23 protein-coding genes are annotated in these 25,541 nt (G+C 67.9%); 18 read left to right on the top strand and 5 right to left on the bottom strand.

The features are described from left to right. Positions 1-63: 63 nt before the first annotated feature. Genes ACHAA4_RS13995 through tmk form a run of 3 tightly spaced genes read right to left on the bottom strand, consistent with a single transcriptional unit; the run spans position 64 to position 3,465 of the window. Positions 64-1,665 carry an alpha/beta hydrolase gene (locus ACHAA4_RS13995; protein ID WP_435774794.1) on the bottom strand — a complete coding sequence of 534 codons (1,602 nt, stop codon included), beginning with the start codon at positions 1,663-1,665 and terminating at the stop codon, positions 64-66. Continuing rightward, complete coding sequence (locus ACHAA4_RS13990) at positions 1,658-2,815, bottom strand: DNA polymerase III subunit delta' (protein ID WP_435774793.1); 1,158 nt, start codon at positions 2,813-2,815, stop codon at positions 1,658-1,660. The genes ACHAA4_RS13995 and ACHAA4_RS13990 overlap by 8 nt, the downstream gene beginning before the upstream one ends. Then, positions 2,812-3,465: a dTMP kinase gene (gene tmk, locus ACHAA4_RS13985; protein WP_435774792.1), complete on the bottom strand. Its 654-nt coding sequence runs from the start codon at positions 3,463-3,465 to the stop codon at positions 2,812-2,814. Before tmk ends, ACHAA4_RS13990 begins: the two co-directional genes overlap by 4 nt. Positions 3,466-3,580: 115 nt before the next feature. Here tmk and ACHAA4_RS13980 point away from each other — a divergent pair, with 115 nt between their 5' ends. The 3 genes from ACHAA4_RS13980 to ACHAA4_RS13970 all read left to right on the top strand — a co-directional run bounded on the left by ACHAA4_RS13980 (position 3,581) and on the right by ACHAA4_RS13970 (position 6,052). Then, on the top strand, positions 3,581-4,897 hold the full coding sequence (locus ACHAA4_RS13980) for a trans-sulfuration enzyme family protein (RefSeq protein WP_435774791.1): 1,317 nt from the start codon (positions 3,581-3,583) through the stop codon (positions 4,895-4,897). 9 nt (positions 4,898-4,906) lie between these two features. Then, the gene (locus ACHAA4_RS13975) at positions 4,907-5,218 is read left to right on the top strand and encodes a DUF2516 family protein (RefSeq protein ID WP_051501343.1); all 312 of its coding nucleotides are present in this window, start codon (positions 4,907-4,909) and stop codon (positions 5,216-5,218) included. An 87-nt stretch (positions 5,219-5,305) separates the two neighbouring features. After that, on the top strand, positions 5,306-6,052 hold the full coding sequence (locus ACHAA4_RS13970) for a phosphoglyceromutase (protein ID WP_435774790.1): 747 nt from the start codon (positions 5,306-5,308) through the stop codon (positions 6,050-6,052). Positions 6,053-6,304: 252 nt separating this feature from the next. Here ACHAA4_RS13970 and phoU read toward each other — a convergent pair whose 3' ends face one another. Then, entirely contained in the window at positions 6,305-6,958 is a 654-nt protein-coding gene (phoU, locus tag ACHAA4_RS13965) for a phosphate signaling complex protein PhoU (RefSeq protein ID WP_435774789.1), read from the bottom strand. Between the two features lie 170 nt (positions 6,959-7,128). Between phoU and ACHAA4_RS13960 the strand changes: the two genes are divergently transcribed. From ACHAA4_RS13960 to ACHAA4_RS13905, 12 genes are all read left to right on the top strand, one after another. Next, entirely contained in the window at positions 7,129-8,394 is a 1,266-nt protein-coding gene (locus ACHAA4_RS13960; protein WP_435774788.1) for a sensor histidine kinase, read from the top strand. Further along, positions 8,391-9,071, top strand: a complete 681-nt coding sequence (locus ACHAA4_RS13955; RefSeq protein WP_435774787.1) for a response regulator — start codon at positions 8,391-8,393, stop codon at positions 9,069-9,071. Before ACHAA4_RS13960 ends, ACHAA4_RS13955 begins: the two co-directional genes overlap by 4 nt. A 57-nt stretch (positions 9,072-9,128) precedes the next feature. Continuing rightward, a complete protein-coding gene (purH, locus tag ACHAA4_RS13950) occupies positions 9,129-10,820 on the top strand; it encodes a bifunctional phosphoribosylaminoimidazolecarboxamide formyltransferase/IMP cyclohydrolase (RefSeq protein WP_435774786.1) in 1,692 nt (563 codons plus the stop codon). 132 nt (positions 10,821-10,952) lie between these two features. Further along, entirely contained in the window at positions 10,953-12,287 is a 1,335-nt protein-coding gene (gene mgtE, locus ACHAA4_RS13945) for a magnesium transporter (RefSeq protein ID WP_435774785.1), read from the top strand. A gap of 76 nt (positions 12,288-12,363) precedes the next feature. Further along, entirely contained in the window at positions 12,364-14,589 is a 2,226-nt protein-coding gene (locus tag ACHAA4_RS13940; RefSeq protein WP_435774784.1) for an NADP-dependent isocitrate dehydrogenase, read from the top strand. 117 nt (positions 14,590-14,706) lie between these two features. Next, entirely contained in the window at positions 14,707-15,624 is a 918-nt protein-coding gene (locus tag ACHAA4_RS13935; protein ID WP_435774783.1) for an NAD(P)-dependent oxidoreductase, read from the top strand. Between the two features lie 57 nt (positions 15,625-15,681). Next, positions 15,682-16,260: a gamma carbonic anhydrase family protein gene (locus ACHAA4_RS13930; protein ID WP_435774782.1), complete on the top strand. Its 579-nt coding sequence runs from the start codon at positions 15,682-15,684 to the stop codon at positions 16,258-16,260. Positions 16,261-16,388: 128 nt separating this feature from the next. Next, positions 16,389-17,354, top strand: a complete 966-nt coding sequence (locus ACHAA4_RS13925) for a TIGR03885 family FMN-dependent LLM class oxidoreductase (RefSeq protein ID WP_435774781.1) — start codon at positions 16,389-16,391, stop codon at positions 17,352-17,354. Next, a complete protein-coding gene (locus ACHAA4_RS13920; RefSeq protein WP_435774780.1) occupies positions 17,354-19,045 on the top strand; it encodes an alpha-amylase family protein in 1,692 nt (563 codons plus the stop codon). The genes ACHAA4_RS13925 and ACHAA4_RS13920 overlap by 1 nt, the downstream gene beginning before the upstream one ends. Before the next feature lie 108 nt (positions 19,046-19,153). Then, positions 19,154-19,972, top strand: a complete 819-nt coding sequence (locus ACHAA4_RS13915; RefSeq protein WP_435774779.1) for a hypothetical protein — start codon at positions 19,154-19,156, stop codon at positions 19,970-19,972. Between the two features lie 108 nt (positions 19,973-20,080). Further along, positions 20,081-21,007: a hypothetical protein gene (locus ACHAA4_RS13910; RefSeq protein WP_435774778.1), complete on the top strand. Its 927-nt coding sequence runs from the start codon at positions 20,081-20,083 to the stop codon at positions 21,005-21,007. 275 nt (positions 21,008-21,282) lie between these two features. Beyond that, complete coding sequence (locus ACHAA4_RS13905) at positions 21,283-21,513, top strand: hypothetical protein (RefSeq protein WP_435774777.1); 231 nt, start codon at positions 21,283-21,285, stop codon at positions 21,511-21,513. A gap of 148 nt (positions 21,514-21,661) precedes the next feature. On the opposite strand, the gene ACHAA4_RS13900 is transcribed toward ACHAA4_RS13905, so the two are convergent. Continuing rightward, positions 21,662-22,117 carry a Fur family transcriptional regulator gene (locus ACHAA4_RS13900; RefSeq protein WP_435774776.1) on the bottom strand — a complete coding sequence of 152 codons (456 nt, stop codon included), beginning with the start codon at positions 22,115-22,117 and terminating at the stop codon, positions 21,662-21,664. Between the two features lie 165 nt (positions 22,118-22,282). Between ACHAA4_RS13900 and glyA the strand changes: the two genes are divergently transcribed. The 3 genes from glyA to ACHAA4_RS13885 form a co-directional block, all read left to right on the top strand. Then, positions 22,283-23,560 carry a serine hydroxymethyltransferase gene (gene glyA, locus ACHAA4_RS13895; RefSeq protein WP_435774775.1) on the top strand — a complete coding sequence of 426 codons (1,278 nt, stop codon included), beginning with the start codon at positions 22,283-22,285 and terminating at the stop codon, positions 23,558-23,560. Positions 23,561-23,568: 8 nt separating this feature from the next. Beyond that, complete coding sequence (locus ACHAA4_RS13890) at positions 23,569-24,504, top strand: bifunctional methylenetetrahydrofolate dehydrogenase/methenyltetrahydrofolate cyclohydrolase (RefSeq protein ID WP_435774774.1); 936 nt, start codon at positions 23,569-23,571, stop codon at positions 24,502-24,504. Positions 24,505-24,578: 74 nt separating this feature from the next. Continuing rightward, a partial coding sequence (locus ACHAA4_RS13885) for an LLM class flavin-dependent oxidoreductase (RefSeq protein WP_435774773.1) occupies positions 24,579-25,541 on the top strand: 963 nt, incomplete at its 3' end.

Raw genomic sequence — 25,541 nt, 5'->3', positions numbered from 1 at the left:
GGACGTCGTCGTCACCGGTAGTCAGAGTCTACTCGCGCTTTTCTACAAGCGGTAGAAGAACCCTCAGCAGTCCGTGCGCCCCTCATCCAGGTCCCCGTCGAGGAGGTAGCCATCCACTGCCTCATCCACGCAGGCGTTGCCGGTGCCGTAGGCGAGATGCCCCTCTCCCTCGCGGATGATCAGGGAGGACTGCGGCACCTGTTCGTGCATGTTCTCCGCCCACTCCACCGGGGTGGCCGGGTCACCGGTGGTGCCGATCATCAGTAGCTCATCGACCTCGCCGAGCTCTGCATCCCAGGGTTCGGACACGTTCTCGTAGGGCCATTCCTCGCAGACCACGGCACGGTGACCGAGGTAGGGCCCGAAGGTCGGGGCCTCCTCGGAGACCTCTTCGAACTCTGCCTCGATCTGATCCGGGTCCTGCGGCATCGGATAGTCCAGGCACATCACGGCGGTGAACGCGAAGCTGCTGATCCAGTCGTAGCTGCCGTCGGGACCGCGCCCGGACTGCAGGTCCGCGAAGGACTGGAACATCGTGAAGTCCCGCTGCACCAGAGCCATGGTCAGCGCCTCGGAGAGCAGCGGCCAGCTTGCGCGGCTGTACATCGGGGTGATGAATCCACTCACCAGGGTGGAGACGTTGATGGTCCGTCCGTCTGGGCCCTGCACCGGGTTCTCCTCCACTGCGGCGAAGAGGTCCTGCACGCTCTCGACGACCTCATCAACGCTGTCTCCGGCGGGGCAGGTCTCCTGCTCGACGCACCACTGCGCGTAGTTCCCCAGCGCTTCTTCGAAACCGACGGCCTGGCCCTTGTTCAGCTCATGAGCGTCGATGGAGACGTCGAGCATCCCGTCCAGGACGAAGCGTCCCACCCGAGGGCCGTAGTGCTGGGCGTAGGTCATCCCCAGCTTGGTGCCATAGGAGAAGCCCAGGTAGTTCAGCTCATCCTGATCCAGCACTGCCCGGATCACGTCCATGTCGCGGACCACCGAGAGGGTGTCCACATGACCCAGCAGGGCACCGCTCTCGGACTCACACTGTGCCACCAGCTCCGCAGCCGACTCGCGGGCCTCTGAGTAGGCCGCCTCGGTGTCGGGCTGCTCCTCGGAGACCTCCTCGCGGTACTCGTCCATCTCGGCGTCGTCCAGACAGGTCACCGGCGCCGATCGGTGCACCCCGCGCGGGTCGAAGCCGATGATGTTGTACTGCTCGGCGAGCTCTTCGCTGAACGCGATCGACAGCGTGTCCGCCACGGCGTCGTAGCCGGAGGAGCCGGGACCGCCCGGGTTGGTGAGCAGATACTCGGCGTCGTCCCCGCCGGAGTCGGAGCTGATGATCTGGATCTCGAGATCATCCTGCGCCCCGGGCTCGGCCCAGTCCATGGGCACCGTGACCTCGGCGCACAACATGGTCTCCTCGCAGGAGGTCCACTCGAGGTCCTGCTCGTAGTACTCGGTGTAGTCCTCGGCTGCGCCGGGAAGCTCCTCGGTCGGGACCGAGGTGGCGGTCACCGGCTCCGCTTCGGCGCCCTGTGTCCCGGGGGTGGCCTCCGCACCGGAGTCGTCATCCCCTCCCGAGTTCACACAGCCCGAGAGCAGCAGCGCGGCAGCGGCGGCCAGGCTGACCAGCCGGAGCCTGCGGGGACGGACGAGATTCTCAGGCACGGGACCTCCCGGGTAGGAACTGCATCATCAGGGCCTCCATCGCCAGCAGGGGAGGGACGTTCTGGGTGATCCGGGTCCGGGCGGCGTTGATCGCGTCCAGCCCGGCCAGGGTCTGTTCGGCGCTGAGCGATTCCGCGTACCGGTGCAGCTCTTCGCGCAGATGTTCGTTGATCAGCTCTGCGCCGGTACCGAGCTTCAGGCTGAGCACATCGCGGAAGACCGCGGTGAGGTCGATCAGCGCCCGGTCCAGGGAATCGGCGACGGCGCGCTTGGCTCGCCGGGTGTTCTCCTCTTCGAGCTTCTTGAACTGACTGCGCAGCTTCGGCGGGATCTTCTCCTCGGCCTCGAGCCCCAGCGACCGGCGCAGCGAGGCCTGCTCAGCTTCCAGCCGTGCCTCAGCGGTGCTGGCGGCATCGGCCTGGGTCATCTCCACCAGCGAGCCCGCGGCCTTGATCGCGGCCGAGGAGGAGGTCAGCCGCAGCGGGAGGGTGACCACTTGCTCGCGACGACGGCGCGCCTCCGGGTCCCGGGCGAGCCGGCGCGCGACGCCGATGTGGTTCTGCGAGACCCGCGCTGCGAACTGGGCCTGCTGTTCGTTCAACCCGTCCCGGGTGATCAGCAGCTGCGCGACCGCAGCAGTGGGCGGAATCCGCAGGCTCACCAACCGGCAGCGCGAGCGGATGGTGACCAGCACGTCCGCCGGACTCGGGGCGCAGAGCACCCAGAGCGTATGCGGCGGCGGCTCCTCGATGGCCTTGAGCAGCACGTTGGTGGCCCGCTCGGTCATCCGGTCCGCATCCTCGACCACGATCACCCGCCAGCGGGCACCCTGAGGCTTCTCCTGCGCGGTGGTGATCAGTTCGCGGACGTCGTCGATCTTGTAGGTCACGTTCTCGGTGGAGACCAGCTTCACCGAGGGGTGGCTCTCAGCGGCGACCAGCCGGCAGGTCCGGCATTCGCCGCAGCCGCGGGCGGCAGGTTCTTCCTGCTCGCAGTTCAGCGCGGCGGCGAAGGCTCGCGCGGCGTTGGAGCGGCCCGACCCCGGGGGACCGGTGAACAGCCACGCATGGGCCGGGGTGCCCGACCCTGCTGCCTGACGCAGCTGTTCGACGACGGCGTCCTGCCCGACCAGCTCGGTGAAGACACTCATGAGTTCAGCAGCTCCTGGCTCAGCAGCTCCCGGACCCGGGTGCGGATCGCGGCCTGGAGCTGGTGGGCGGATCCGGAGGCGTCGAGCAACAGGTAGCGTTCGGGGGCGGCGGCCGCGCGGGCGAGGAACGCATGGCGCAGCCGGTCGTGGAAGGCCTCCTCGGCGGACTCGATCCGGTCCGAGAGGCCCGCCCGGCCCTCGCGGCGAGCCCTGGCGGCGGCCGGGTCGATGTCCAGCACCACGGTGAGATCGGGCTGAAGTCCGCCGGTGGCGAAGGCATTGATCTCAGCGACCGCCTCGGTCCCGAGCTCGCGGCCCACGCCCTGGTAGGCCACCGAGGAGTCGACATAGCGGTCGCAGAGGATGAAGCGGCCGGCGGCCAGCGCAGGCTCGATCCGCTGGACCACATGGGCGGCGCGGGAGGCGGCGAAGAGCAGCGCCTCGGTGCGGGGGTCGACCTCGCCCTGGTCGTGTTCGAGCACCAGGGAGCGGATGCGCTCGCCGATCGCGGTGCCTCCGGGCTCACGGGTGCGCTCGTAGGGCACTGCCTGATCCTTGAACCAGGACTCGAGCAGGTCCAGCTGAGTGGTCTTGCCGGCGCCGTCGCCGCCTTCGAAGGCGACGAATCCTCCGCGTCTGAGTTGGGTCACGGACCCAGCCTACCCAGGCCCGGTGACACGGACGTGACACGGACTTCCACCAGGGATCAGGTCAGTCACATGCGGCTGACCTGATCCCCGAGACCTGCTGAGGTACGGTAACGGTGTGAACCAGCACGAACGCACCTTTGTGGTCAGCGCGGGCCGCGGCGCCCACGGTCCGAACCAGCCCGTCAACATGCCGGTGGACTTCACCTCCACGTATTCCTACCGGCCCGGCGTCCACGCCGCCATGGACTACGCCCGCGAGGGCATGCCCTCCTGGTCGCCGCTGGAGGAGCTGCTGGCCCAGCTCGAGGCCGGCACCCGGACCAGCCACCAGTCGCAGGGCCTGGTCACCACGGAGGAGGAACATCCGGTTCAGGTCCTGCCCGGACTGCTGTTCTCCTCCGGGATGGCCGCCATCTCCGCCGTCGTGCACCTGCTGGCTCCCGGAAGCCACCTGATCATGCCGCGGCACAGCTATATGGGCTTCTCCTCGCTGGCTCAGCAGATGGCGGACCAGGGTCTGCTCACGCTGCACCGGGTGGACATCGCCGACACCGAGCAGGTGCTGAGCACCTTGCATGACGTCTCCACCCTGGCCAGCGCCCAGGACGCGCAGGTGATGCTCTGGGTCGAGTCTCCGACGAACCCGATGCTGGAGATCGCGGATCTCCCCGCGCTGCTGGCCGCGGCGAAGAAGCGTGGAGTGCTCACCGCGGTGGACAACACCTTCGCGACCCCGCTGCGCCAGCGCCCGCTCGTCCAGGGCGCCGATGTGGTGGTCCATTCGGTCACCAAGTTCCTCTCCGGACACTCCGACCTCATCATGGGCGCCGCGATCACCGCCGACCCCGAGCTCCACACGCGCCTGCACACCCATCGCACCCTGCACGGTGCGATCCCGGGTCCGATGGAGGTCTTCCTCGCCCTGCGCGGCGTGCGCACCCTCGCGCTGCGCCTGGACGCCTCGGAATCAAGCGCCGGCGAGCTGGCCCGGCGGCTGGACGAGCTCAGCCGGGACGCCGGGCTGCCGCTGCGCAAGGTCAACTACCCCGGCCTGACCTCGCACCCCCAGCACCAGCGTGCCGCCGATCAGCTCGGCGGCTTCGGCGCGATCCTGACCATCGAGGTCGACGCCGACCAGCCCGGTGCTGCCGAGCAGTCCGGTGACCCCGATGCGGGCGAGCGGATCACGAGCAGGCGCTCCGAGGCCGAGGTTGCCGACGCCGTGCTCAGCGCGCTGGCGCTCTGGACCCCGGCCACCAGCCTGGGCGGCGTGGAGTCGCTGGCCGAGCGCCGTCGTCGTCATCCGGGTGAACCCTCCTCGGTCCCGGACGGGCTGATCCGGCTCTCGGTGGGCATCGAGGATGTCGAAGATCTCTTCGCAGATCTGCTCAATGCGTTGCGCACTGCCGCAACCGGGGAGCCCATCCGATAACATCGGGGTATGCAGTCACCCCTCTCTGACATCTGGATCTTCGTCCTGCAGACCGAAGCCTGGATGCACCTCGCCTTCGCCCTGGTCTGCCTCGGGCTGGCCATCGTCGCGCTGGTCAAGTGCATCCCCAAGAACGCGCAGCGCTTCGACATCGCCTTCAAGCGGACCAAGGGCTTCTGGCTCGGCATGACCGGCGGCGCCGTCGTTCTGGCCCTGCTCGGGGCTGCCGGAGCCGGTCCCTTCGGCCTGATCTTCCCGGTGGCCGCGGCCTGCATGGCGATGGTCTACCTCACCGATGTGAACCCCGAAGTCTCCGACTGACCTTGTCATCGGTCGCCTCAACCGGCGCCGCTGACCGCACTCCCGTGCTGATTTCCACGTTCGACTCCGAAAGGGAGACACACTCCTATGGCCTATGACCTGATCCTGCTCCGCCACGGGCAGAGCGACTGGAACGAGAAGAACCTCTTCACCGGCTGGGTGGATGTGCCACTGACCCCGCTGGGCCGCGAAGAGGCCGCACGCGGCGGTGAGCTCCTCAAGGAGCACCAGCTGCTTCCCGACGTGGTCCACACCTCGCTGCTGCAGCGCGCGATCACCACCTCGCACCTGGCGCTGGAGACCGCTGACCGGCTCTGGATCCCGGTCAAGCGCGACTGGCGGCTCAACGAGCGCCACTACGGCGCGCTCCAGGGCAAGGACAAGGCCGAGACGCTGGCGCAGTACGGCGAAGAGCAGTTCATGATGTGGCGCCGCTCCTACGACACGCCGCCGCCGGAGATCGCCGCCGACGACGAGTTCTCCCAGATGGGGGATCCGCGCTACGCCGATCTCGGCGACTCCGCGCCGCGCACCGAGTGCCTCAAGGACGTCGTGGACCGGATGCTGCCCTACTGGGAGTCCGCGGTGGTGCCGGATCTGCGCGAGAACAAGACCGTGCTGCTCGCAGCCCACGGCAATTCGCTGCGCGCGCTGGTGAAGTACCTCGACGGCATCTCCGACGAGGACATCGCCGGGCTGAACATCCCGACAGGCATCCCGCTGCACTACCAGCTGGGCGAGGATCTCAAGCCGCTGAACCCCGGCGGCACCTACCTGGATCCTGAGGCCGCGAAGGACGCGATCAAGGCCGTCGCGAACCAGGGCAAGAAATAACCTGAACGACCAGAAAGCCCCTCAGACATCAGGTGACGTCTGAGGGGCTTTTTCATGGGTACTGCGCGTTCCCCGGCCATCCATGGGGCGGTTTGCGGTGGAATAGTGACCCGCGAGCGGGACGATATCGCCGCAAAGTGCCCAACCGGTGAACTCGGCGCGCCGAGATCGATCAGTCAGCCGTGTGGTGGGGCCAGAACGGGCGCGGAATCGCCCCGAGACCGATGGATCCGGCGCGCGGAGCCGGAAGGCTCAGTGCTCGCGGGAGTCCCAGGCGCCGGTGACCAGGTAGTCGACCTTGTTCGCGACCGAGACCCCGTGGTCGCCGAAGCGCTCGAAGAACCGGCTCACCAGGGTGGAGTCCACGCTGGTGGCCGCGCTCTGCTGCCAGTCATCGGCGGCGACGATGGTGAACACCGAGGCGTGGAGGTCATTGAGCTGTTCGTTCAGCGCATGGATCTCCGCGACGAGGTGCAGCTCGCGGGTCTCCAGCAGGGTGATCAGTCGGGAGGAGATCTCGGTGGTGAGCTTCGCCATCTTCCCGAACACCGAGTGCAGCGAGTCCGGTGCCACCCGATCCGGGTAGCGCAGCCGCGCCAGCTGGGCGATGTGCCGGGCGAGGTCGCCCATCCGCTCCAGCGAGGTGCTCATCCGCAGCGCGCCCACGATCATCCGCAGGTCGGAGGCCACAGGGCCCTGCAGCGCGAGCAGCTCGATGGCCTTCTCGTCGAGCTCCACCTGCAGCCGGTCGATCTTGGCGTCGGCGGCGATGACCTCCTCCGCCAGCTGAAGATCGGTGGTGTCGAAGGCGGTGTAGGCCTTCTCCATCGCCGTGTGGACCAATGTTGTGATCTGGATCAGCTGCTCACCAAGGTTGATGAGGTCTGCCTGAAAGAGCTTTCGCACGTGTTTGCGTTCCTTTCCCGCCGTGGAGTATCCCGACATTGAATCCTTGCTGGTGCACATGAACGCAACCGAAGTCAGCAGTCGACGCGAAGGTGAACGCTGGTTGAACCCTGGGCGTCGCTCCGGGCTTATGGCGCCGCCCACCGGGAGGCGGGCATAAGCTGTAGGACGTGGATCCCCTGCTCATCGCCGCACTGTCCGGCGTCGTCGGCCTGGCACTGGGCGTCGTCGGCATGTATGCCTTCCGTGTCAGTGAGAAGCAGCGCGGCGCCGGCATCGATGTGGATGAACCCTCGATGCCCGCCGGCGCCACCGAGGTGCTCGCCTCGCTGGGACTGGCCTACATCGTCGTGGACACCGTGGACGGGGTGGTGCGCGCGAATCCCGCCGCGTACGCCTTCGGCCTGGTCCGCGGACACACCGTGGTCCACCAGCAGCTCCTGAAGCTCACCGCCCGAGTCCGCGGGGACGGGGTGATCATCGACCAGGAGCACGAGCTGGCCCGCGGGCTGCAGGGGGAGACCTCCCTGGTCGTGCACCTGCGCGTGGCCCCGCTGGGGGATGAGTACATCCTGGTCCTCGCCGATGACCGCACCGAGTTCTCCCGCATCGAGGCGGTGCGCAACGACTTCGTCGCCAATGTCTCCCACGAGCTGAAGACCCCGGTCGGGGCGATCTCGCTGCTGGCCGAGACGATCGAGGACGCAGCCGACGACGACGTCGCCGTCCGTCGCTTCACCCAGCGTCTGCACAAGGAATCCCGCCGGCTCGCGGCGCTGGTCCAGGACATCATCGAGCTCTCCCGCGTGCAGGGCAAGAACGTCGTCCATGCCGGCCGCCCGGTGGACCTCGAGGACGTCATCGCCGACGCCGCGGACCGCTCCCGGCTGCCGGCGGAGGCGAAGAAGATCGAGCTCAAGATCGGCGGCGCGCTTCCGTACCGGGTCCACGGCGACGCCGACCAGCTCGCGATGGCCTTCCGGAATCTGATCGACAACGCGGTGCGCTACTCCCCGGAGTCCACCCGGGTCGGCATCGGACTCTCCAGCCGGGACGGGATCGCCCAGGTGACCATCACCGACCAGGGGATCGGCATCGCCAAGGAGGACCAGGAGCGAATCTTCGAGCGCTTCTACCGGATCGACGCCGCCCGGTCCCGACAGACCGGAGGCACCGGCCTGGGCCTGAGCATCGTGAAGCACGTGATCACCAACCACGGCGGCGAGGTCGCGCTGTGGTCCCAGCAAGGGAGGGGCTCCACGTTCACGGTGCGGCTTCCCGAGCTGGACGAGAGCCTCGACACCCTCGAAGGGCTCGGCCGCGGCATGACCGATCTGCCCGAAGCAACCGTTCGCACCGCCATACATCGTTCTGCCTCGCGTCACAGTGCAGAGAATCCGGCACCTCATCGGGCCGGCGAAGGAGGAAACGCGTGACCAGAATTCTGCTCGTCGAGGATGAACCCTCATTCTCGGAGGCACTGTCCTACACCCTCGAGAAGGAGGGCTACGACGTCGTCGTCGCGGAGAACGGCTTCGACGCCGTCGAGATCTTCACCCGCGAGGGTGCCGACCTCGTCCTGCTGGACCTGATGCTCCCCGGCCAGTCCGGCACCGAGGTGTGCCGTCAGATCCGGCTGCAGTCCAATGTTCCGGTGATCATGCTCACGGCGAAGGACTCCGAGATCGACAAGGTCGTGGGCCTGGAGCTCGGTGCCGACGACTACGTCACCAAGCCCTACTCCTCCCGGGAGCTGCTCGCCCGGGTCCGTGCGGTGCTGCGCCGCCGGGTCGAGACGGAGGTCGACGACGGTTCGATGGTCGCCGCAGGTCCGGTGAGCATGGACATCGAACGCCACACCGTGGAGGTCCAGGGCGCGCCGCTGAGCCTGCCGCTGAAGGAGTTCGAGCTCCTGGAGATGCTGCTGCGCAACGCCGGACGGGTGCTCACCCGGGGTCAGCTCATCGACCGGGTCTGGGGCTCGGACTACGTCGGTGACACCAAGACCCTCGACGTCCACGTCAAGCGGCTCCGGGCGAAGATCGAGCCCGACCCCTCGCGTCCGGAGTTCCTGATCACGGTGCGCGGGCTGGGCTACAAGTTTGAGTCCTGAACCGGGTCGGTAGACTGGTCCAGGTCCCCCCAGCGTCGTCCCCTCAGAGGAGTGTGCATGAGCACCGTCAGCGATTCCGCAGCGCAGAACACCACCGCGGCTGCACCCTCGGGCACCTCCGGCGCCCAGGCCCGCCAGCCGATCCGACGCGCACTGATCTCGGTCTATGACAAGACCGGGCTGGAGGACCTCGCCACAGGTCTCCACGCTGCCGGGGTCGAGATCGTCTCCACCGGCTCCACCGCCAAGCGCATCGCCGGTGCCGGGATCCCCGTCGTAGAGGTCTCCGAGGTCACCGGCTTCGCCGAATGCCTCGACGGCCGGGTCAAGACCCTGCACCCCCGCGTGCACGCCGGCATCCTGGCCGATCGACGCCGCGAAGACCACCGGGCACAGCTTCAGGAGCTCGAGATCGAGCCCTTCGACCTGGTCGTGGTGAACCTCTACCCCTTCGCCGACACCGTCGCCTCCGGGGCGGCCGAGGACGCGATCGTCGAGCAGATCGACATCGGCGGCCCCTCGATGGTCCGCGCCGCCGCCAAGAACCACGCCTCCGTGGCCGTGGTGGTGGACCCGCTGCGCTACCACGACATCATCTCCGCAGCCTCGGCCGGAGGCTTCACGCTCTCCGCCCGGCAGCGCCTGGCAGCCCTGGCCTTCGCGCACACCGCCGCGTATGACACCGCCGTCGCGCGATGGACCTCCCAGCAGTTCGACGACGACTTCGACGCCTCCTCCGTTCCCGCCTCGCCGCTGAACCGCAACGAGAAGAAGCTGAACTTCCCGCCCTACGCCGGGCTCGCGCTGCAGCGTCTGGACACCCTGCGCTACGGCGAGAACGCGCACCAGCCCGCGGCGCTCTACGCCGACTCCAGCGCACGCCCCGGCCTCGCCCAGGCCGAGACCCTGCACGGCAAGGCGATGAGCTACAACAACTACGTCGACGCCGACGCCGCGGTGCGCACCGCCTTCGACTTCGCCCAGCCCGCCGTCGCGATCATCAAGCACGCCAACCCCTGCGGCGTGGCCGTCGGGGACACCGTGGCCGAGGCCCACCGCACCGCCCACGCCTGCGACCCGCTCTCCGCCTTCGGCGGGGTCATCGCGGCGAACCGCACCGTGACCGCCGAGATGGCCAAGACCGTCTCGGAGATCTTCACCGAGGTCGTCGTCGCGCCGGCCTTCGAGGAGGAGGCGCTCGCGATCCTGACCAAGAAGAAGAACATCCGACTGCTGCGCCTGCCCGAAGGCCACCGCCGTGATCGGGTGGAGTACAAGCAGATCTCCGGCGGCATGCTGCTCCAGGCCTCCGACGCGGTCGACGCCGAGGGCGACGCCATCTCGGGCTGGAAGCTGGTCTCCGGAGAAGCCGCAGACGAGCAGATGCTCGCCGACCTCGACTTCGCCTGGCGCGCGATCCGCTCGGTGAAGTCCAACGCGATCCTGCTGGCGAGGAACCAGGCCACCGTCGGGATCGGCATGGGCCAGGTCAACCGGCTCGACTCCTGCCGGCTCGCCGTCCAGCGCGCGAACACCCTCGGCGGAGACGGAGTGGAGCGGGCCCGCGGCTCCGTGGCCGCCTCCGATGCGTTCTTCCCCTTCGCCGATGGGCTGCAGAGCCTGATCACCGCCGGAGTGCGTGCCGTCGTGCAGCCCGGCGGATCCCAGCGCGACGAGGAGGTCATCTCCGCAGCTCGGGAGGCCGGGCTGACCATGTACCTCACCGGCACCCGCCACTTCTTCCACTGATCGACCATCTGCACTGATCGACCTCATCGGCTGATCGCCCCGCTGCCGACCTGATCCGGGGCCGGACCACGTGCCCCGGCCGTGGAACCGGCCGCCCTATGCCCGCTCGGCGCCCTTGAAAGGGTGGAACCCGTGAACGAACTGCTTGACGAGCTGGAAGACATGATCCGTGAGGAGCGCCTCACGGACCTGCGCCGCGCCCTGGACGAGCTCAACGTCGGCGACATCGTCGACTTCCTGGAACGCCTCGGCGTGAAGGACCGAGCTGTGGCCTTCCGGCTGCTCTCCAAGGGCACTGCGGTCGAGGCGTTCGACCTGCTCGACCAGGCGCTGCAGGGTGAGATCATCGAGGGCCTCAAGGACGCCGAGGTCGCCCACTACTTCGAGTCGCTGGACCCCGATGACCGGGTCCGGCTGATGGACGAGCTGCCCGCCTCGGTGGCCCGCCGGATGATGCGCCACCTGGATCCGCGCGAGCGCAGCCTGACCAACATCGTGCTGGGATACCCCAACGGCACCATCGGGCGTGAGATGAGCCCGGAGTTCGTCGCGATCCCGGAGCACTGGACCGTCGCCGAGGCCATGGACAAGGTCAGCAAGGCCGGTGAGGACGCCGAGACCCTCTACACCCTGCCCGTGGTGGACCCGGGGCGGCTGCTCCAGGGCGTGGTCTCGCTGCGCGACCTGGTCAGCAACAGCGCGGAGACCCTCATCGCGGACCTGATGCGTGAGGCCGACTCGGTCGACGCCGATCACGAGGCCGAGGACGCGGCACGCATGTGCGCGGACCGCAAGCACCTCGCGGTGCCGGTCACCGACTCCGAGCACCGGGTGGTCGGGATCTTCACGGTCGACGACGCGCTGGACATCCTCGAGCGCGCCGAATCCGAGGACGCCGCCCGCCACGGCGGCGCCGAGCCGCTGAACCGTCCCTACCTCTCCACCCCGGTGCTGCAGATCATGCGCTCCCGCGTGGTGTGGCTGCTGGTGCTGGCGCTGGGCGCCGCGCTCACCGTGCAGGTGCTCGACGTCTTCGAGGGCACCATCGAATCCATGGTGGTGCTCAGCCTGTTCGTGCCGCTGCTGATCGGCACCGGCGGCAACTCCGGCAACCAGGCCGCCACCACCGTCACCCGCGCCCTGGCGCTGGGCGACGTGGGAACGCGCGACGTGTTCAAGGTGCTTTGGCGCGAGGTCCGGGTGGGCATCACGCTCGGCGCGACCCTCGGAGTGCTGGGCTTCCTGGTCGCCGGGCTGTTCTACGGCTGGGACCTGGGCATCGTCGTCGGACTGACCCTGCTGGCGATCTGCACCCTGGCCGCCTCGGTGGGCGGGCTGATGCCGCTGCTGGGCAAGAAGCTCGGCGCCGACCCGGCGGTCTTCGCCAACCCGTTCATCTCCACCTTCGTCGACGCCACCGGACTCATCGTGTACTTCATGATCGCCCGCGCCGTGCTGGGAATCTGATCACCCGGGCCAGCAGAGCCATCTGAGGTAGATTTGTGACCAGAGAAACACCATAAAACCAAACTTGAGGAGATCCATGCCGACGGCAAAGATCATCTATACCAACACCGACGAAGCCCCGATGCTGGCCACCTTCTCCCTGAAGCCCATCGTGGAGGGCTTCGCCGCCCCCGCCGGGGTCGAGGTCGAGACCCGCGACATCTCCCTCGCAGGCCGCATCATCTCGCAGTTCCCGGAGTACCTCCGCGAGGACCAGCGCGAGAGCGACGCCCTCGCCGAGCTCGGCGATCTGGCGAAGACGCCGGAGGCCAACATCGTGAAGCTGCCGAACATCTCAGCGTCGGCACCCCAGCTCAAGGCCGCCATCGCCGAGCTGCAGTCCGCCGGCTATGCGCTGCCCGACTTCCCCGAGTCCCCTTCCACCGACGAGGAGCGCGACGTGCGCGCCCGCTACGGCAAGGTTCAGGGCTCCGCCGTGAACCCGGTGCTGCGCGAAGGCAACTCCGACCGCCGCGCCCCCGCCTCGGTGAAGAACTACGTGCGCGCCAACCCGCACTCCATGGGCGACTGGAGCGCCGACTCCAAGACCAACGTGGCCACCATGGAGTCCGGCGACTTCGCCGCCAACGAGCAGTCCGTGGTGCTCGACGCCGAGGACACGCTCACCATCACCCACATCTCCACCGAGGGCACCTCCACGGTGCTCAAGGACTCCCTCCCGGTCAAGGCCGGTGAGGTCGTGGACGCCACCGTGATGCGCGCCGCCGAGCTCGACGCGTTCCTCGCCGCCCAGGTGGCCCGCGCCAAGGAGGAGGACGTCCTCTTCTCGGCGCATCTGAAGGCCACCATGATGAAGGTCTCGGACCCGATCATCTTCGGCCACATCGTGCGCGCCTTCCTCCCGACGGTCTTCGAGAAGCACGGCAAGACCCTCTCCGAGGCAGGGCTCTCCGCCAACGACGGCCTGGCCTCGATCCTGGCCGGCGCCGAGAAGCTCGGCGAGGCCGGAGACGCCATCAAGGCCGAGATCAAACAGGGCCTGGCCGACGGACCCCGGATGTCGATGGTCGATGACTCCAAGGGCATCACCAACCTGCATGTCCCCTCCGACGTCATCGTGGACGCCTCCATGCCCGCGATGATCCGCAACGGCGGCAAGGCCTGGGGCCCCACCGGAGAGACCGACGACACTCTCGCAGTCATCCCCGACTCCTCCTACGCCGGGGTCTACCAGGCGGTCATCGAGGACTGCCGCGCCCATGGCGCCTATGACCCGACCACCATCGGCACCGTGCCCAACATCGGTCTGATGGCGCAGAAGGCCGAGGAGTACGGCTCCCACGACAAGACCTTCGAGATCGACGCCGCCGGCACCGTGCAGGTCACCAACGCCGCCGGTGACGTGCTCCTCGAGCACGAGGTCTCGGTCGGCGACATCTGGCGCGCCTGCCAGACCAAGGACGCCCCCATCCAGGACTGGGTGAAGCTGGCTGTGACCCGCGCCCGCGAGTTCGAGACCCCCGCCGTGTTCTGGCTCGATGAGAAGCGCGCGCACGACCGCACCATGATCGACAAGGTCGACCACGCCCTGGGCGAGCTGGACACCGACGGGCTCGAGATCAAGATCCTCGACCCGGTGGCTGCCACGAAGTACACCGTGGAGCGGCTGCGCCGCGGCGAGGACACCATCTCGGTGACCGGCAACGTGCTGCGCGACTACCTCACCGACCTCTTCCCGATCCTCGAGCTGGGCACCTCGGCGAAGATGCTCTCCATCGTGCCGCTCATGGCAGGCGGAGGCCTCTTCGAGACCGGCGCCGGCGGCTCCGCGCCGAAGCACGTCCAGCAGCTCGCCGAGCAGAACTACCTGCGCTGGGACTCCCTGGGCGAGTTCTTCGCCCTGGTGCCCTCCTTGGAGAAGTACGCCGAGCAGGCCCAGGCACCGAAGGCGAAGGTGCTGGCCTCCGCGCTGGACCGCGCCACGGCCACCTTCCTGATGGAGAACCGCTCGCCGGGACGCAAGATCGGCACCATCGACAACCGCGGCTCGCACTTCTACCTGGCCATGTACTGGGCCCAGGAGCTGGCCAAGCAGACCGAGGACACCGAGCTGGCCCAGCGCTTCGCCTCGGTCGCAGAGGAGCTGACCTCCAAGGAGGAGCAGATCCTGAGCGAGCTCAACGGCGTCCAGGGCGAACCGGTGGATCTGGGCGGCTACTACCGCCCCGACGAGGCCAAGGCCTTCGCCGCGATGCGCCCCTCGGCGACGCTCAACAGCATCATCGACGGACTGAAGGCCTGACTCCCTCCACCGTTTACCTCCCCTCTCAGTGTTTACCGGGCCCGTCATGGGCCCGGTAAAACACTTCAGTCCAGGTGATTCGTGAAGGTGGGGGTGTTGGCGTGGCAGGATGATTACATGACGCAACGAATCCACATCATGCCCCAAGGCGACCCCGAGCTTCTGGCCGGGCTGCGTGAGCAGGGCGCCGAACTGGTCGGTCACGATGAACAGCCCGAGGGCATCATCGTCACCGGCATGTTCAAGAAGCTCAACCTCACCGAGGTCCTCGAGGCGAACCCGCAGGTGAAGTGGGTCCAGCTGCCCAGCGCCGGCATCGAGCTCTACTCCGAGATCCTGACCCGGTTCCCGGACCTGACCTGGACCTCCGCGAAGGGCTCCTACGCCAAGCCCGTCGGCGAGCACGCGCTGGCACTGACCCTCGCCGCGCTGCGCGGGCTCAAGGGTCGTGCCCTGGCGAGCAGCTGGGGCACCGAGGGTGGGATCTCGCTGAACGGGCTGCGCTGCGTCGTCGTCGGCGGAGGTGGTGTCGCGGCGGAGATCGTCCGGCTCTACAAGGCGTTCGACACCCATGTCACCGTGGTGCGACGCACCGCAGAGCCGGTGGAGCACGCCGATGTCACCGTGGCCTTCGAGGGTCTCGACGAGGCGCTGAAGGGCGCCGAGGTCGTGGCACTCGCGGCGGCGGCCACTCCCACCACCCGGCACCTGCTCAACGCCGATCGGCTGGCGCTGCTGGCCGAGTGCGCCGTGGTCGCCAACGTCGGCCGCGGAAGCCTGGTGGACCAGGCCGCGCTGGTCGAGGCGCTGACCGGCGGCACCCTGCGCGGGGCAGGTCTCGATGTCACCGACCCCGAGCCGCTTCCCGACTCGGACCCGCTCTGGGCCCTGGAGAACTGCCTGATCACCCCGCACACCGCCGACACCACCGAGATGGTGGTGCCGCTGCTGCGCGAACGGATCCTGGCCAACCACCGCCGCTTCATCGCGGGGGAGCCGATGCTGGGCCTGGTCGATCCCGCCCAGGGATACTGACCCCAGCAACAGCCTCCCCGCACGTCCCGCTACCCTCCGGATCCCAGGAGTCATCTCATGGCACATGTGCTCAGCGTCAACGGACATACGCCTCAGATCGGTGAGGGCGTGTTCCTCGCCGCCAACGCCGCGATCACCGGGGAGGTCACCATGGCGGCCGACTCCTCCGCCTTCTACGGCGTCTCGGTCCGGGGTGACTCGGCTCCGATCGTCGTGGGCGAAGGGACGAACCTGCAGGACAATGCGGTGCTCCATGCCGATCCCGGGCATCCGTGCACCCTCGGTGCCGGGATCTCGGTGGGTCACGCCGCGGTGGTCCACGGCTGCACCGTGGGTGACGGATCGCTGATCGGGATGAGCGCGACCATCATGAACGGGGCCGTGATCGGCGAGCAGAGCCTGATCGCCGCCGGCGCGGTGGTGCTCGAAGGCACGCAGATCCCGCCGCGGTCGCTGGTCGCCGGGGTCCCCGCGAAGGTCCGGCGCGAGCTCAGCGCGGAGGAGATCGCCGGGCTGCGCAGCAACGCCGAGGTCTATCTGGGCCATAAGGACGCGCACCGTGCTGCCCAGGGCGACACTGCTCAGGGCGAGGCTGCTCAGGGTGTCGCGGCCCAGGGCGACGACGCCGCGCGCTGACCGCGCAACTGGGTCGCTCGGCGCCGGGCCAGCCGCACCTCCAGGTCACAGTTCTCTCACGTCCAGGTGATCACCCGGCCACTCTCAGTAGCCTCTAGAGAAGCACACGAGACGAGAGGCACTCGCATATGACCATCTACGGGTTCCACGCATCACAGGAACAGATCGCCCCCTCCCAGCTGCTGCGCGACGTCCAGCACGCCGAGACGGTCGGATTCCAGGCCGCCATGAGCTCAGACCACTTCATGCCCTGGTCCCACCGGCAGGGCCACTCGGGATTCACCCTCTCCTGGCTCGGCGCCGCACTGGCCACCACCGAGTTCCCCATCGGATCGGTGATCGCGCCCGGTCAGCGCTACCACCCGGCCATCGTCGCCCAGGCCACCGCCACCCTCGGAGAGATGTTCCCCGGCCGCTACTGGGCCGCCCTGGGCGCCGGCCAGGCGATGAACGAACACGTCACCGGTGAGCTCTGGATGGACAAGGAGACCCGACGACGCCGGCTGCTCGAGTGCGCCGACATCATCTCCCGGCTGCACCGCGGAGAACGGATCGTCAGCCACCGCGGATTCGTCAGCGTGGACGACGCCTACCTCTACGACCGCCCCGCCGAGCCCATCCCGCTCTACGCCACCTGCATCACCCCCGAGGCCGCACGCCTCGCCGCCACCTGGGCCCACGGCATGATCACGCTGAACCAGCCCGATGACGCGCAGAACGAGGTGCTCAGCGCCTACCGAGAGGCCGGAGGCGAGGGCCCGGCGATGCTGCAGGTCCACCTGAGCTGGGCGCAGACCCAGGAGCAGGCCGAGGCCATCGCCCATGACCAGTGGCGCACCAACGTCTTCGGCGCACCGCTGGACCAGGACCTGCCCACCCCGGAGCACTTCGACTCCGCCGCCGCCGAGGTCAGCCTCGAGACCGTATCGAAGGCCGTCTGGATCTCCGCGGAGCCGGGCCAGCTCACCGAATGGATCAGCGCCGCCGTCGAGCCCGGGTTCGACCAGGTCTACCTCCACCACGTGGGCCAGGAGCAGCGGCCCTGGCTCGATCTCGCCGGCGATGCGATCCTCCCCGAACTGAAGGGCGCCTGATGCGCATCACCGACACCGCAGACCTCTGGTACAAGAACGCCGTCATCTACTGCGTGGACCTGGAGACCTACCTGGACTCCGACGGGGACGGGATCGGGGACCTGCCCGGACTGACCCAGCGCATCGACTACCTGGCCGACGTCGGCGTCAGCTGCCTCTGGCTCATGCCCTTCTACCCCTCACCGCGCCGCGACAACGGCTACGACATCTCCGACATGTTCGGCGTCGACCCGCGCTACGGCGATCACGGGGACTTCGTCGAGCTGGTCCGGGTGGCCCACGACCGGGGGATCCGGGTGATCGTGGATCTGGTCATCAACCACACCTCGGACCAGCACCCCTGGTTCCGCCAGTCCCGGGCCTCCAAGGACAGCCCCTACCGAGACTTCTACGTCTGGCGCAGCGACACCCCGCCGGACACCTCCGAGGAGGCCATGTTCCCCGGCCAGGAGGACGGGATCTGGACCTACGACGAGAAGACCCAGGAGTGGTACCTGCACCACTTCCTGCATACCCAGCCGGACCTCAACACCGCGAACCCGCAGGTCCGCGAGGCGATCACCAAGACCATGGGCTTCTGGCTCCAGCTCGGGGTGGACGGCTTCCGGGTCGACGCCGTGCCCTTCGCGATCAACCAGACCACGCTCACCGGCGCCGATCAGCACGAGTTCTTGGAGCCCCACGACTACCTGCGCACGCTGCGCGCCTTCCTCCAACGTCGCTCCAGCGGCACCAGCTCCGCGATGGTCCTCGGTGAGGTCAACCTTCCGCACCAGGACCAGCTGGCCTTCTTCGGCGGCGAAGACGGCGACCAGCTCACCATGCAGTTCGACTTCACCGTGAACCAGAAGACCTTCCTGTCCTTTGCCCGCGAAGACGCCAGGCCGCTCGCCGAGGCCCTCTCGGAGCGCCCGCAGAACCTCTCGGTCGAGACCCAGTACGCGAACTTCCTGCGCAACCACGACGAGCTCACCCTGGACCTGCTCTCAGCCCAGGAGCGCGACGAGGTGCTCGACACCTTCGCCCCCGAGGACGAGATGCGCTTCGCCGGACGGGGCCTGCGCCGCCGGCTGCCGGCGATGTTCGACGGCGACCCGCGCCGGATCAAGATGGCCTACTCGCTGCTGTTCTCGCTGCCCGGGACACCGGTGCTCTTCTACGGTGAGGAGATCGGCATGGGGGAGAACCTCGAGGTGCCCGGACGTGAGGCCGTTCGCACACCGATGCAGTGGAGCCAGGACAAGAACGGCGGATTCTCCTCGGCCCGACCCTCCAAGCTCGCCCGCAAGGTCGTGGAGGGGCCCTTCGGTCCGCAGCACGTCAACGCGGCCCAGGCACGCCGGGACCCCGAATCGCTGCTGCACCACGTCAGCCGGCTGGCCCGGCGCTACCGCGACTGCCCCGAGCTGGGCTGGGGCGAGCTCACGATCCTGGACCAGCACCATCACGAGGTGCTGGCCCACCGGATGACCAGCGGTGACCAGTCGATGATCCTGATCCACAACCTCTCGCCGAAGTCGCTGGTGGTGCCGCTGACACTCCACGACGAGGAGAAGGGCACCGAACTCATCGACCTGCTCCAGGACGGTGCCTGCGCCGTCGACGCCGAGCACGCCACCGACGTGACCTTGGAGGGCTACGGCTACCGGTGGCTGCGCGTGAAGCGCCCCGGGGATCCCCGGCTCCTCTGACATCCCCGGTGCCGGTGGCCCTCGAGGCGCTACGCTGAAGATTCCCACCGGCATCGTCCCCGCTCGCGGTTCCGCGGTCAGGAATACGAACGTCCCCAAGGAGGCCCCATGAAGCGCTCGGCCCTGGCAGGCAGCGGCCTCGCCGCCGTCGTGCTGCTCACCGGCTGCGCGGGGAACCCCTTCGCGGACGACGCCGATGCCGCCGAGCCCGAGGTCCCGACCTTCGGAGAGATCCAGGACCGCATGTGGGACGCGATGCTGACCGCAGACACCGTGAGCATCGAGGGCGAGATCCGGGCGGCCGAGGCCGACGTCGATGAGATGTTCGAGGACATCGCCGAAGACGACACCGGCGACCTGTCGATCCACGGCGCCATGGACGGCAGCGATTCGGAGATGACCTTCACCGCCGGGGATCTGAGCTTCACCCAGCGCGCCGCCGATGGAGTGGAGTACTTCCGCGGAGAAGACTTCGCCACGCTGCTGATGAGCGAGCTGGACGACGAGACGGCTGTCCTCCTCGAGGAGGACTTCATCACCTCGGTGGTCGCCGAGCAGTGGGTCCAGTTCAGCACCGAGGGCGCCGGGGCCGTGTTCTCCGCCCAGGACTTCATCAGCACCTGGCAGCGCGACCTCGACGGCGAGGAGGCCGCCGCGATGGACGGGACGGTGGAGACCCGGGACGGCACCGACGTCTACGTCTATGCCACCGCGGACGGTGCCACCGAGCTGGTGGTCGCCGCGCAGGGCGCGCCCTACCTGCTTGAGATGCGCGACGAGGGGTCGACGTATGCGTTCAGTGCCTGGGACGAGGCACAGCGGCCCGAGGAGCCCGAGAACGTGATGACCCTGGAGGAGATCTTCGAAGCGATCGCCGCGGAGCAGGGCTGGGACACCGAGGCGAACGACGACGAGGCTGAGGCCTGAGCGGCACCAGATCTCAGCACCAGAGATTCAGCACAATGGGGGGTTGTGGAGCAACGGGGCACCTGGACACCGGTGCAGGGCCCTGACACACAGTGGAAGGTAGACACCATGAGCAACACGACGAAGACGTCCCCGAAGGCCGTCAGCAGAGCATTCGGTATGACGGCGGTGCTGAGCATCGCAGCCCTGGCGCTTGCCGGCTGCGGTGGGGAAGACCCCCGTGAAGAGGAGAACCCGCAGGAGAACCTCGACCCCGACGGCGCCGAGGACCAGGGCGTGGCCCCGGAGGAGATTGCGCAGAACGAGGACGACGAAGTGGTCGCGGACCTCGCGGAGATCGAGGACGCCATCTGGGAGTCCTCCATGGATCAGCCCAGTGTGAGCATCAACATGGTCGCGGGCCTCGAGCGCGGACATCAGCTCTTCGGCTACGCGCCGGAGTTCTTCGAAGGCGAAGGAGAGAGCTTCGAGCTCTCGGTGACCGGGGAGCTCGAGGGCGACTCTGCCGCGGTGCTGGATTACAGCCCGGACTTCCAGGTGCTGAGCTTCGGCGACGACGCCTATCAGAGCGTCGAAGCCTTTGTCTTCGACTATCAGGCGCAGGTCCCGCCCGAGGTGGAGCCGGAGGTCGACGCCGCGGAGCTCGACACAGCGCTCAGCGCCGCGGGCGAATGGGTCGACGTCAGCGACGCCGAACCCTCCGTGCCGCGCACCCCCGCCGCCGTGCTGGAGATGCTGCGCGCCGAGATCACCGAGACCCTGGATGTGGGTTCGCTGGCCGAGCTCGACCTCGAATCATCCGTGGACACCCGGGAGGGCCAGAACGTCTGGGTCTACTCCAACGAGGAGGTCGAGCTGGCGGTGCTCGCCGACGAGGGGTCACCGCAGCTCATGGGCCTGGTCCTGCCCGGTGAGGACGAAGACCTCGAGGTCACCGTCACCGACTGGGACGAGGCCGGCACGCCCGAGCAGCCTGAGGACGACACGGTCATCGAAAATGAGCAGCTGCAGCAGATCCTCAACGACCTGGTCTGATCGGGACTGGTCTGATCCCGCTCCTGGGCGGATGACCTCCGGTCCACGCCCAGCATTCATTCAGAATCAAGGAGCCAGAGCAACAGGGGCTTCACGTCCGGTAGGAGCTTCCATCCAATCGCGTCGGAGCGGCCGGTTCTGCTTTCGCAGAAGCTTGCGGTCTGCGCAGAATGGACTCGGGTCATCACAGTGATCTGACACGGTCCCTCAACGATGACAGACCGCGGAAAGACCGCGCAGCATCTCTCGATGCGAATGACGGAGGTCAAGACATCATGGCTACCACCGAAACAAGCAAGCTCCGCACCCTCGCCGGCGTCGTCGGCATCGGTTCCCTGGCACTCTTCGGCGCCACGGCCTGTGACGACGGCGGAACCGAGACTGAAGAGCCGGCAGAGAACGGCGAAGTCGAGGATACGGGCACAGAGGAAGACACCATGGAAGAAGAGCCCATGGAGGAAGAGCCCATGGAAGAAGAGACGATGGAGGAAGAAGAAGACATGTGATCAACGTCTTCTCCACGAGATCCCCCGCAGGGAGCCACGGTTCCCTGCGGGGGATCTCGTGTGTGCAGAGGCTTCGGTGACGCCCGGATGTGCCGCCCAGATGCGAGGGCGTGTGAGTGCTGGCGCGGCGTGTGCGCCGGGACGCCGGTCAGGCTTCGGCGGAGCCGGAGCCGACGAGCTCGGCTGAGCCGTCCGTGCAGGTTCTGCAGACCCCGCGAAAGACGACGTCGGCGATCTGGATCTGCATGCCCAGGCTTGCCGGGGCCTGCAGGCAGGGCGCCTCACCGTGGACGCACTCGACGTCCTCGATGCGACCACACAGCGTGCAGATCGCGTGGTGATGGTTGTCGTGCGTGCGGGTCTCATAGCAGGCGGGGGAGCCCGGAGGGTCGAATCGGCGCAGCAGCTCCCGCGCGGTGAGGTCATGGAGCACGGTGTAGATCGACTGCACCGTGATCTCGGGCAGCGCTGCACGCACCGAGGCGTGGATCGCCTCGGCCGGCTTGTGCGGCTGGGCCGACACAGCCTCCAGGACGGCCAGGCGCTGGCGAGTGACGCGGAGTCCGCGTTCGCGCAGCCGGGCAGGCCAGTCGGTGGAGGTCATCATCCCAGTGTGCCGCACATATGAGTCATTCACAATAAAATCGGCTGTGTGTCACATCCTTGTCCTGACGGGGGTCAGGCCCGGCGATCCGGCATGGACCGGCCCCGCTGGGCGATAGACTGGCTCACGCTGCCCCGTATTCATCCGCAAGGAGAGCTTCAGAGCATGAGCACATCGGATATCAACAACGCCCCACTTGCCGAGGTCGATCCAGAGATCGCACAGGCGATCTCGGATGAGCTGGGACGCCAGCGCGACACCCTCGAGATGATCGCCAGCGAGAACTTCGTGCCGCGCGCCGTTCTTGAAGCACAGGGCTCGGTGTTGACGAACAAGTACGCCGAGGGCTACCCGGGGCGGCGCTACTACGGCGGCTGTGAATTCGTCGACGTCGCGGAGAACCTCGCGATTGAACGCGCCAAGACGCTCTTCGGCGCAGAGCACGCCAACGTCCAGCCGCACGCAGGCGCCCAGGCCAATGTGGCGGTGATGACCGCCTTCCTGAAGCCGGGCGACAAGCTGATGGGCCTCTCGCTGGCCCACGGCGGACACCTCACCCACGGCATGAAGCTGAACTTCTCCGGCAAGTTCTACGAGATCGCCGCCTACGAGGTCGACGCCGAGACCGGCATCATCGACATGGACAAGGTCCGCGAACAGGCCATCGCCGAACAGCCCGACATGATCGTCGCAGGCTGGTCCGCGTACCCCCGCCAGCTCGACTTCGCGCGATTCCGCGAGATCGCCGATGAGGTCGGAGCGATCCTCTGGGTCGACATGGCGCACTTCGCCGGCCTGGTCGCCGCAGGTCTGCACCCGAACCCGGTGCCCTACGCCGACGTGGTCACCACCACCGTGCACAAGACCCTCGCCGGTCCCCGCTCGGGCATCATCCTGACCAAGGAAGAGCACAAGAAGAAGATCAATTCCGCGGTCTTCCCGGGTCAGCAGGGCGGCCCGCTGATGCACGCCATCGCGGCCAAGGCCATCGCCTTCAAGATCGCCGGCACCGAGGAGTTCGCCGAGCGGCAGAAGCGCACCATCGAAGGCGCCCAGATCCTGGCGAAGCGGCTCGTCGCCCCCGATGTCACCGAGCACGGCGTCTCTGTGCTCACCGGCGGCACCGACGTGCACCTGGTCCTGGTCGACCTGCGCGGCTCTGAGCTCGACGGCAAGCAGGCAGAGGACCGGCTCCACGAGGTCGGCATCACGGTCAACCGCAATGCCGTGCCCAATGACCCGCGTCCGCCGATGACCACCTCCGGTCTGCGCATCGGCACCCCCGCCCTGGCCACCCGTGGATTCGCCGAGAAGGAGTTCAGCGAGGTCGCCGACATCATCGCCGAGGCGCTGAAGCCCGATGCGGACCTCCACGGGCTGAAGTCCCGCGTCTCCGCCCTGACCAAGGCCTTCCCGCTCTACGAGGGCCTTGAGGAGTGGTGAAGCCGCCGATGACCGAGACTTCGCAGCAAACCCAGGGTCCCCAGCAGGCACAGACGTCTCAGACGGCGCAGATCCTCGACGGCAAGGCCACGGCCAAGGCGCTCAAGGCTGACCTGGCCGAACGGGTCTCCGCGCTGAAGGCCCGCGGGGTCACCCCGGGCCTGGGCACCGTGCTGGTCGGAGCCGATCCGGGCAGCCAGTCCTACGTGGCCGGCAAGCACCGCGACTGCGCCGAGGTGGGGATCAACTCCATCCAGGTGGAGCTCGGCGCCGACACCACCCAGGAGCAGCTGCTCGCCGAGCTGGAGAAGCTCAACACCGACCCGGCCTGCACCGGCTACATCGTGCAGCTGCCGCTGCCCAAGCAGCTCAACACCCAGCAGGTGCTCGAAGCGATCTCCCCGGAGAAGGACGCGGACGGGCTGCACCCGATGAACCTCGGCCGGCTCGTCGCCAACGTCAACGACGAGATCACCACCCCGCTGCCGTGCACGCCCAAGGGGTGCGTGGATCTGCTCGATCACTACGGCCTGGACATGAGCGGCAAGCACGTCGTCGTCGTCGGACGCGGAGTCACGATCGGCCGACCGATCGGGCTGCTGCTGACCCGACGCGACGTCAACGCCACCGTGACCCTGTGCCACACCGGCACGAAGGACCTGGCGGCGCACCTGAGGAGCGCCGACGTCGTCGTCGCCGCCGCCGGGGTCAAGCACATGATCGACCCGGCGGATCTGAAGCCCGGCGTGATCGCGCTGGACGTGGGAGTCACCCGCGAGGTTAACCCGGAGACCGGCAAGGCGAAGATCTTTGGCGATCTCGCCCCGGGCATCGAGTCGGTGGCGTCCTGGTATTCGCCCAACCCCGGCGGCGTCGGACCGATGACCCGGGCAGAGCTGCTCGCCAATGTGGTCCTCACCGCGGAGCGCCAGCTCGCGCAGTAGCCGGAACGGCAGCTCTACCAGCAGCTCGCGCCGCACCGTGGAATAGGTGTGCATCCGAGGATGTTCCTTCAAATGTGAAAAACCTCGGATTCCTCTCCTTCGGACATTGGACGCCCTCACCGCATTCGCAGACCCGGTCTGCCTCTGATGTGTTGCTGCAGTCCATCGACCTTGCCGTGGCGGCTGAAGAGCTCGGCGTCGACGGGGCCTACTACCGGGTGCACCACTTCGCCCGGCAGCTGGCCTCGCCGTTCCCGCTGCTGGCCGCCGTCGGCGCGAAGACCTCGCGGATCGAGATCGGCACCGGCGTGATCGACATGCGCTACGAGAACCCTCTCTACTTCGCCGAAGACGCCGGCGCGGCGGATCTCATCGCCGAGGGCAGGCTTCAGCTCGGCATCTCCCGCGGCTCACCAGAGCAGGCCATCGAAGGCTGGCGGCACTTCGGCTACCAGCCCGCCGACGGCGAGTCCGACGCTGACATGGGCCGCCGGCACACCGAGGTGGCGCTGCAGGTGCTCTCCGGCCAGGGCTTCGCCGAACCGAGCCCGCGCCCGATGTTCCCCAACCCGCCGGGACTGCTGCGCCTGGAGCCGCACTCCGAGGGTCTGCGTCAGCGGATCTGGTGGGGCGCCGGCTCCGACGCCACGGCACGCTGGGCGGCCTCGCGCGGGATGAACCTGATGAGCTCCACGCTGAAGGACGACGAGACCGGTGAGCCGTTCCACATCCAGCAGGCCAAGCAGATCCAGGCCTTCCGTGAGGAATGGGCCAAGCAGGACCACGGCTTCGAGCCGCGAGTCTCGGTCTCCCGCTCGATCCTGCCCATCGTCTCGGACCAGGACCGCGCCTACTTCCTGGGTCAGCGCGATTCCAAGGACCAGATCGGCATGATCGACGAGAAGACCCGCGCGATCTTCGGGCGCAGCTTCACCGCAGAGCCCGACGTGCTGGTCGAGGAGCTCGCCAGGGACGAGGCCGTCCAGGCCGCGGACACCGTGCTGGTCACCGTGCCCAACCAGCTGGGAGTCGACTAC

The sequence above is a fragment of the Nesterenkonia maliinae genome, from assembly GCF_051262655.1.
Taxonomy (GTDB): domain Bacteria; phylum Actinomycetota; class Actinomycetes; order Actinomycetales; family Micrococcaceae; genus Nesterenkonia.
This window is presented reverse-complemented; position numbering and strand designations above follow the sequence as displayed.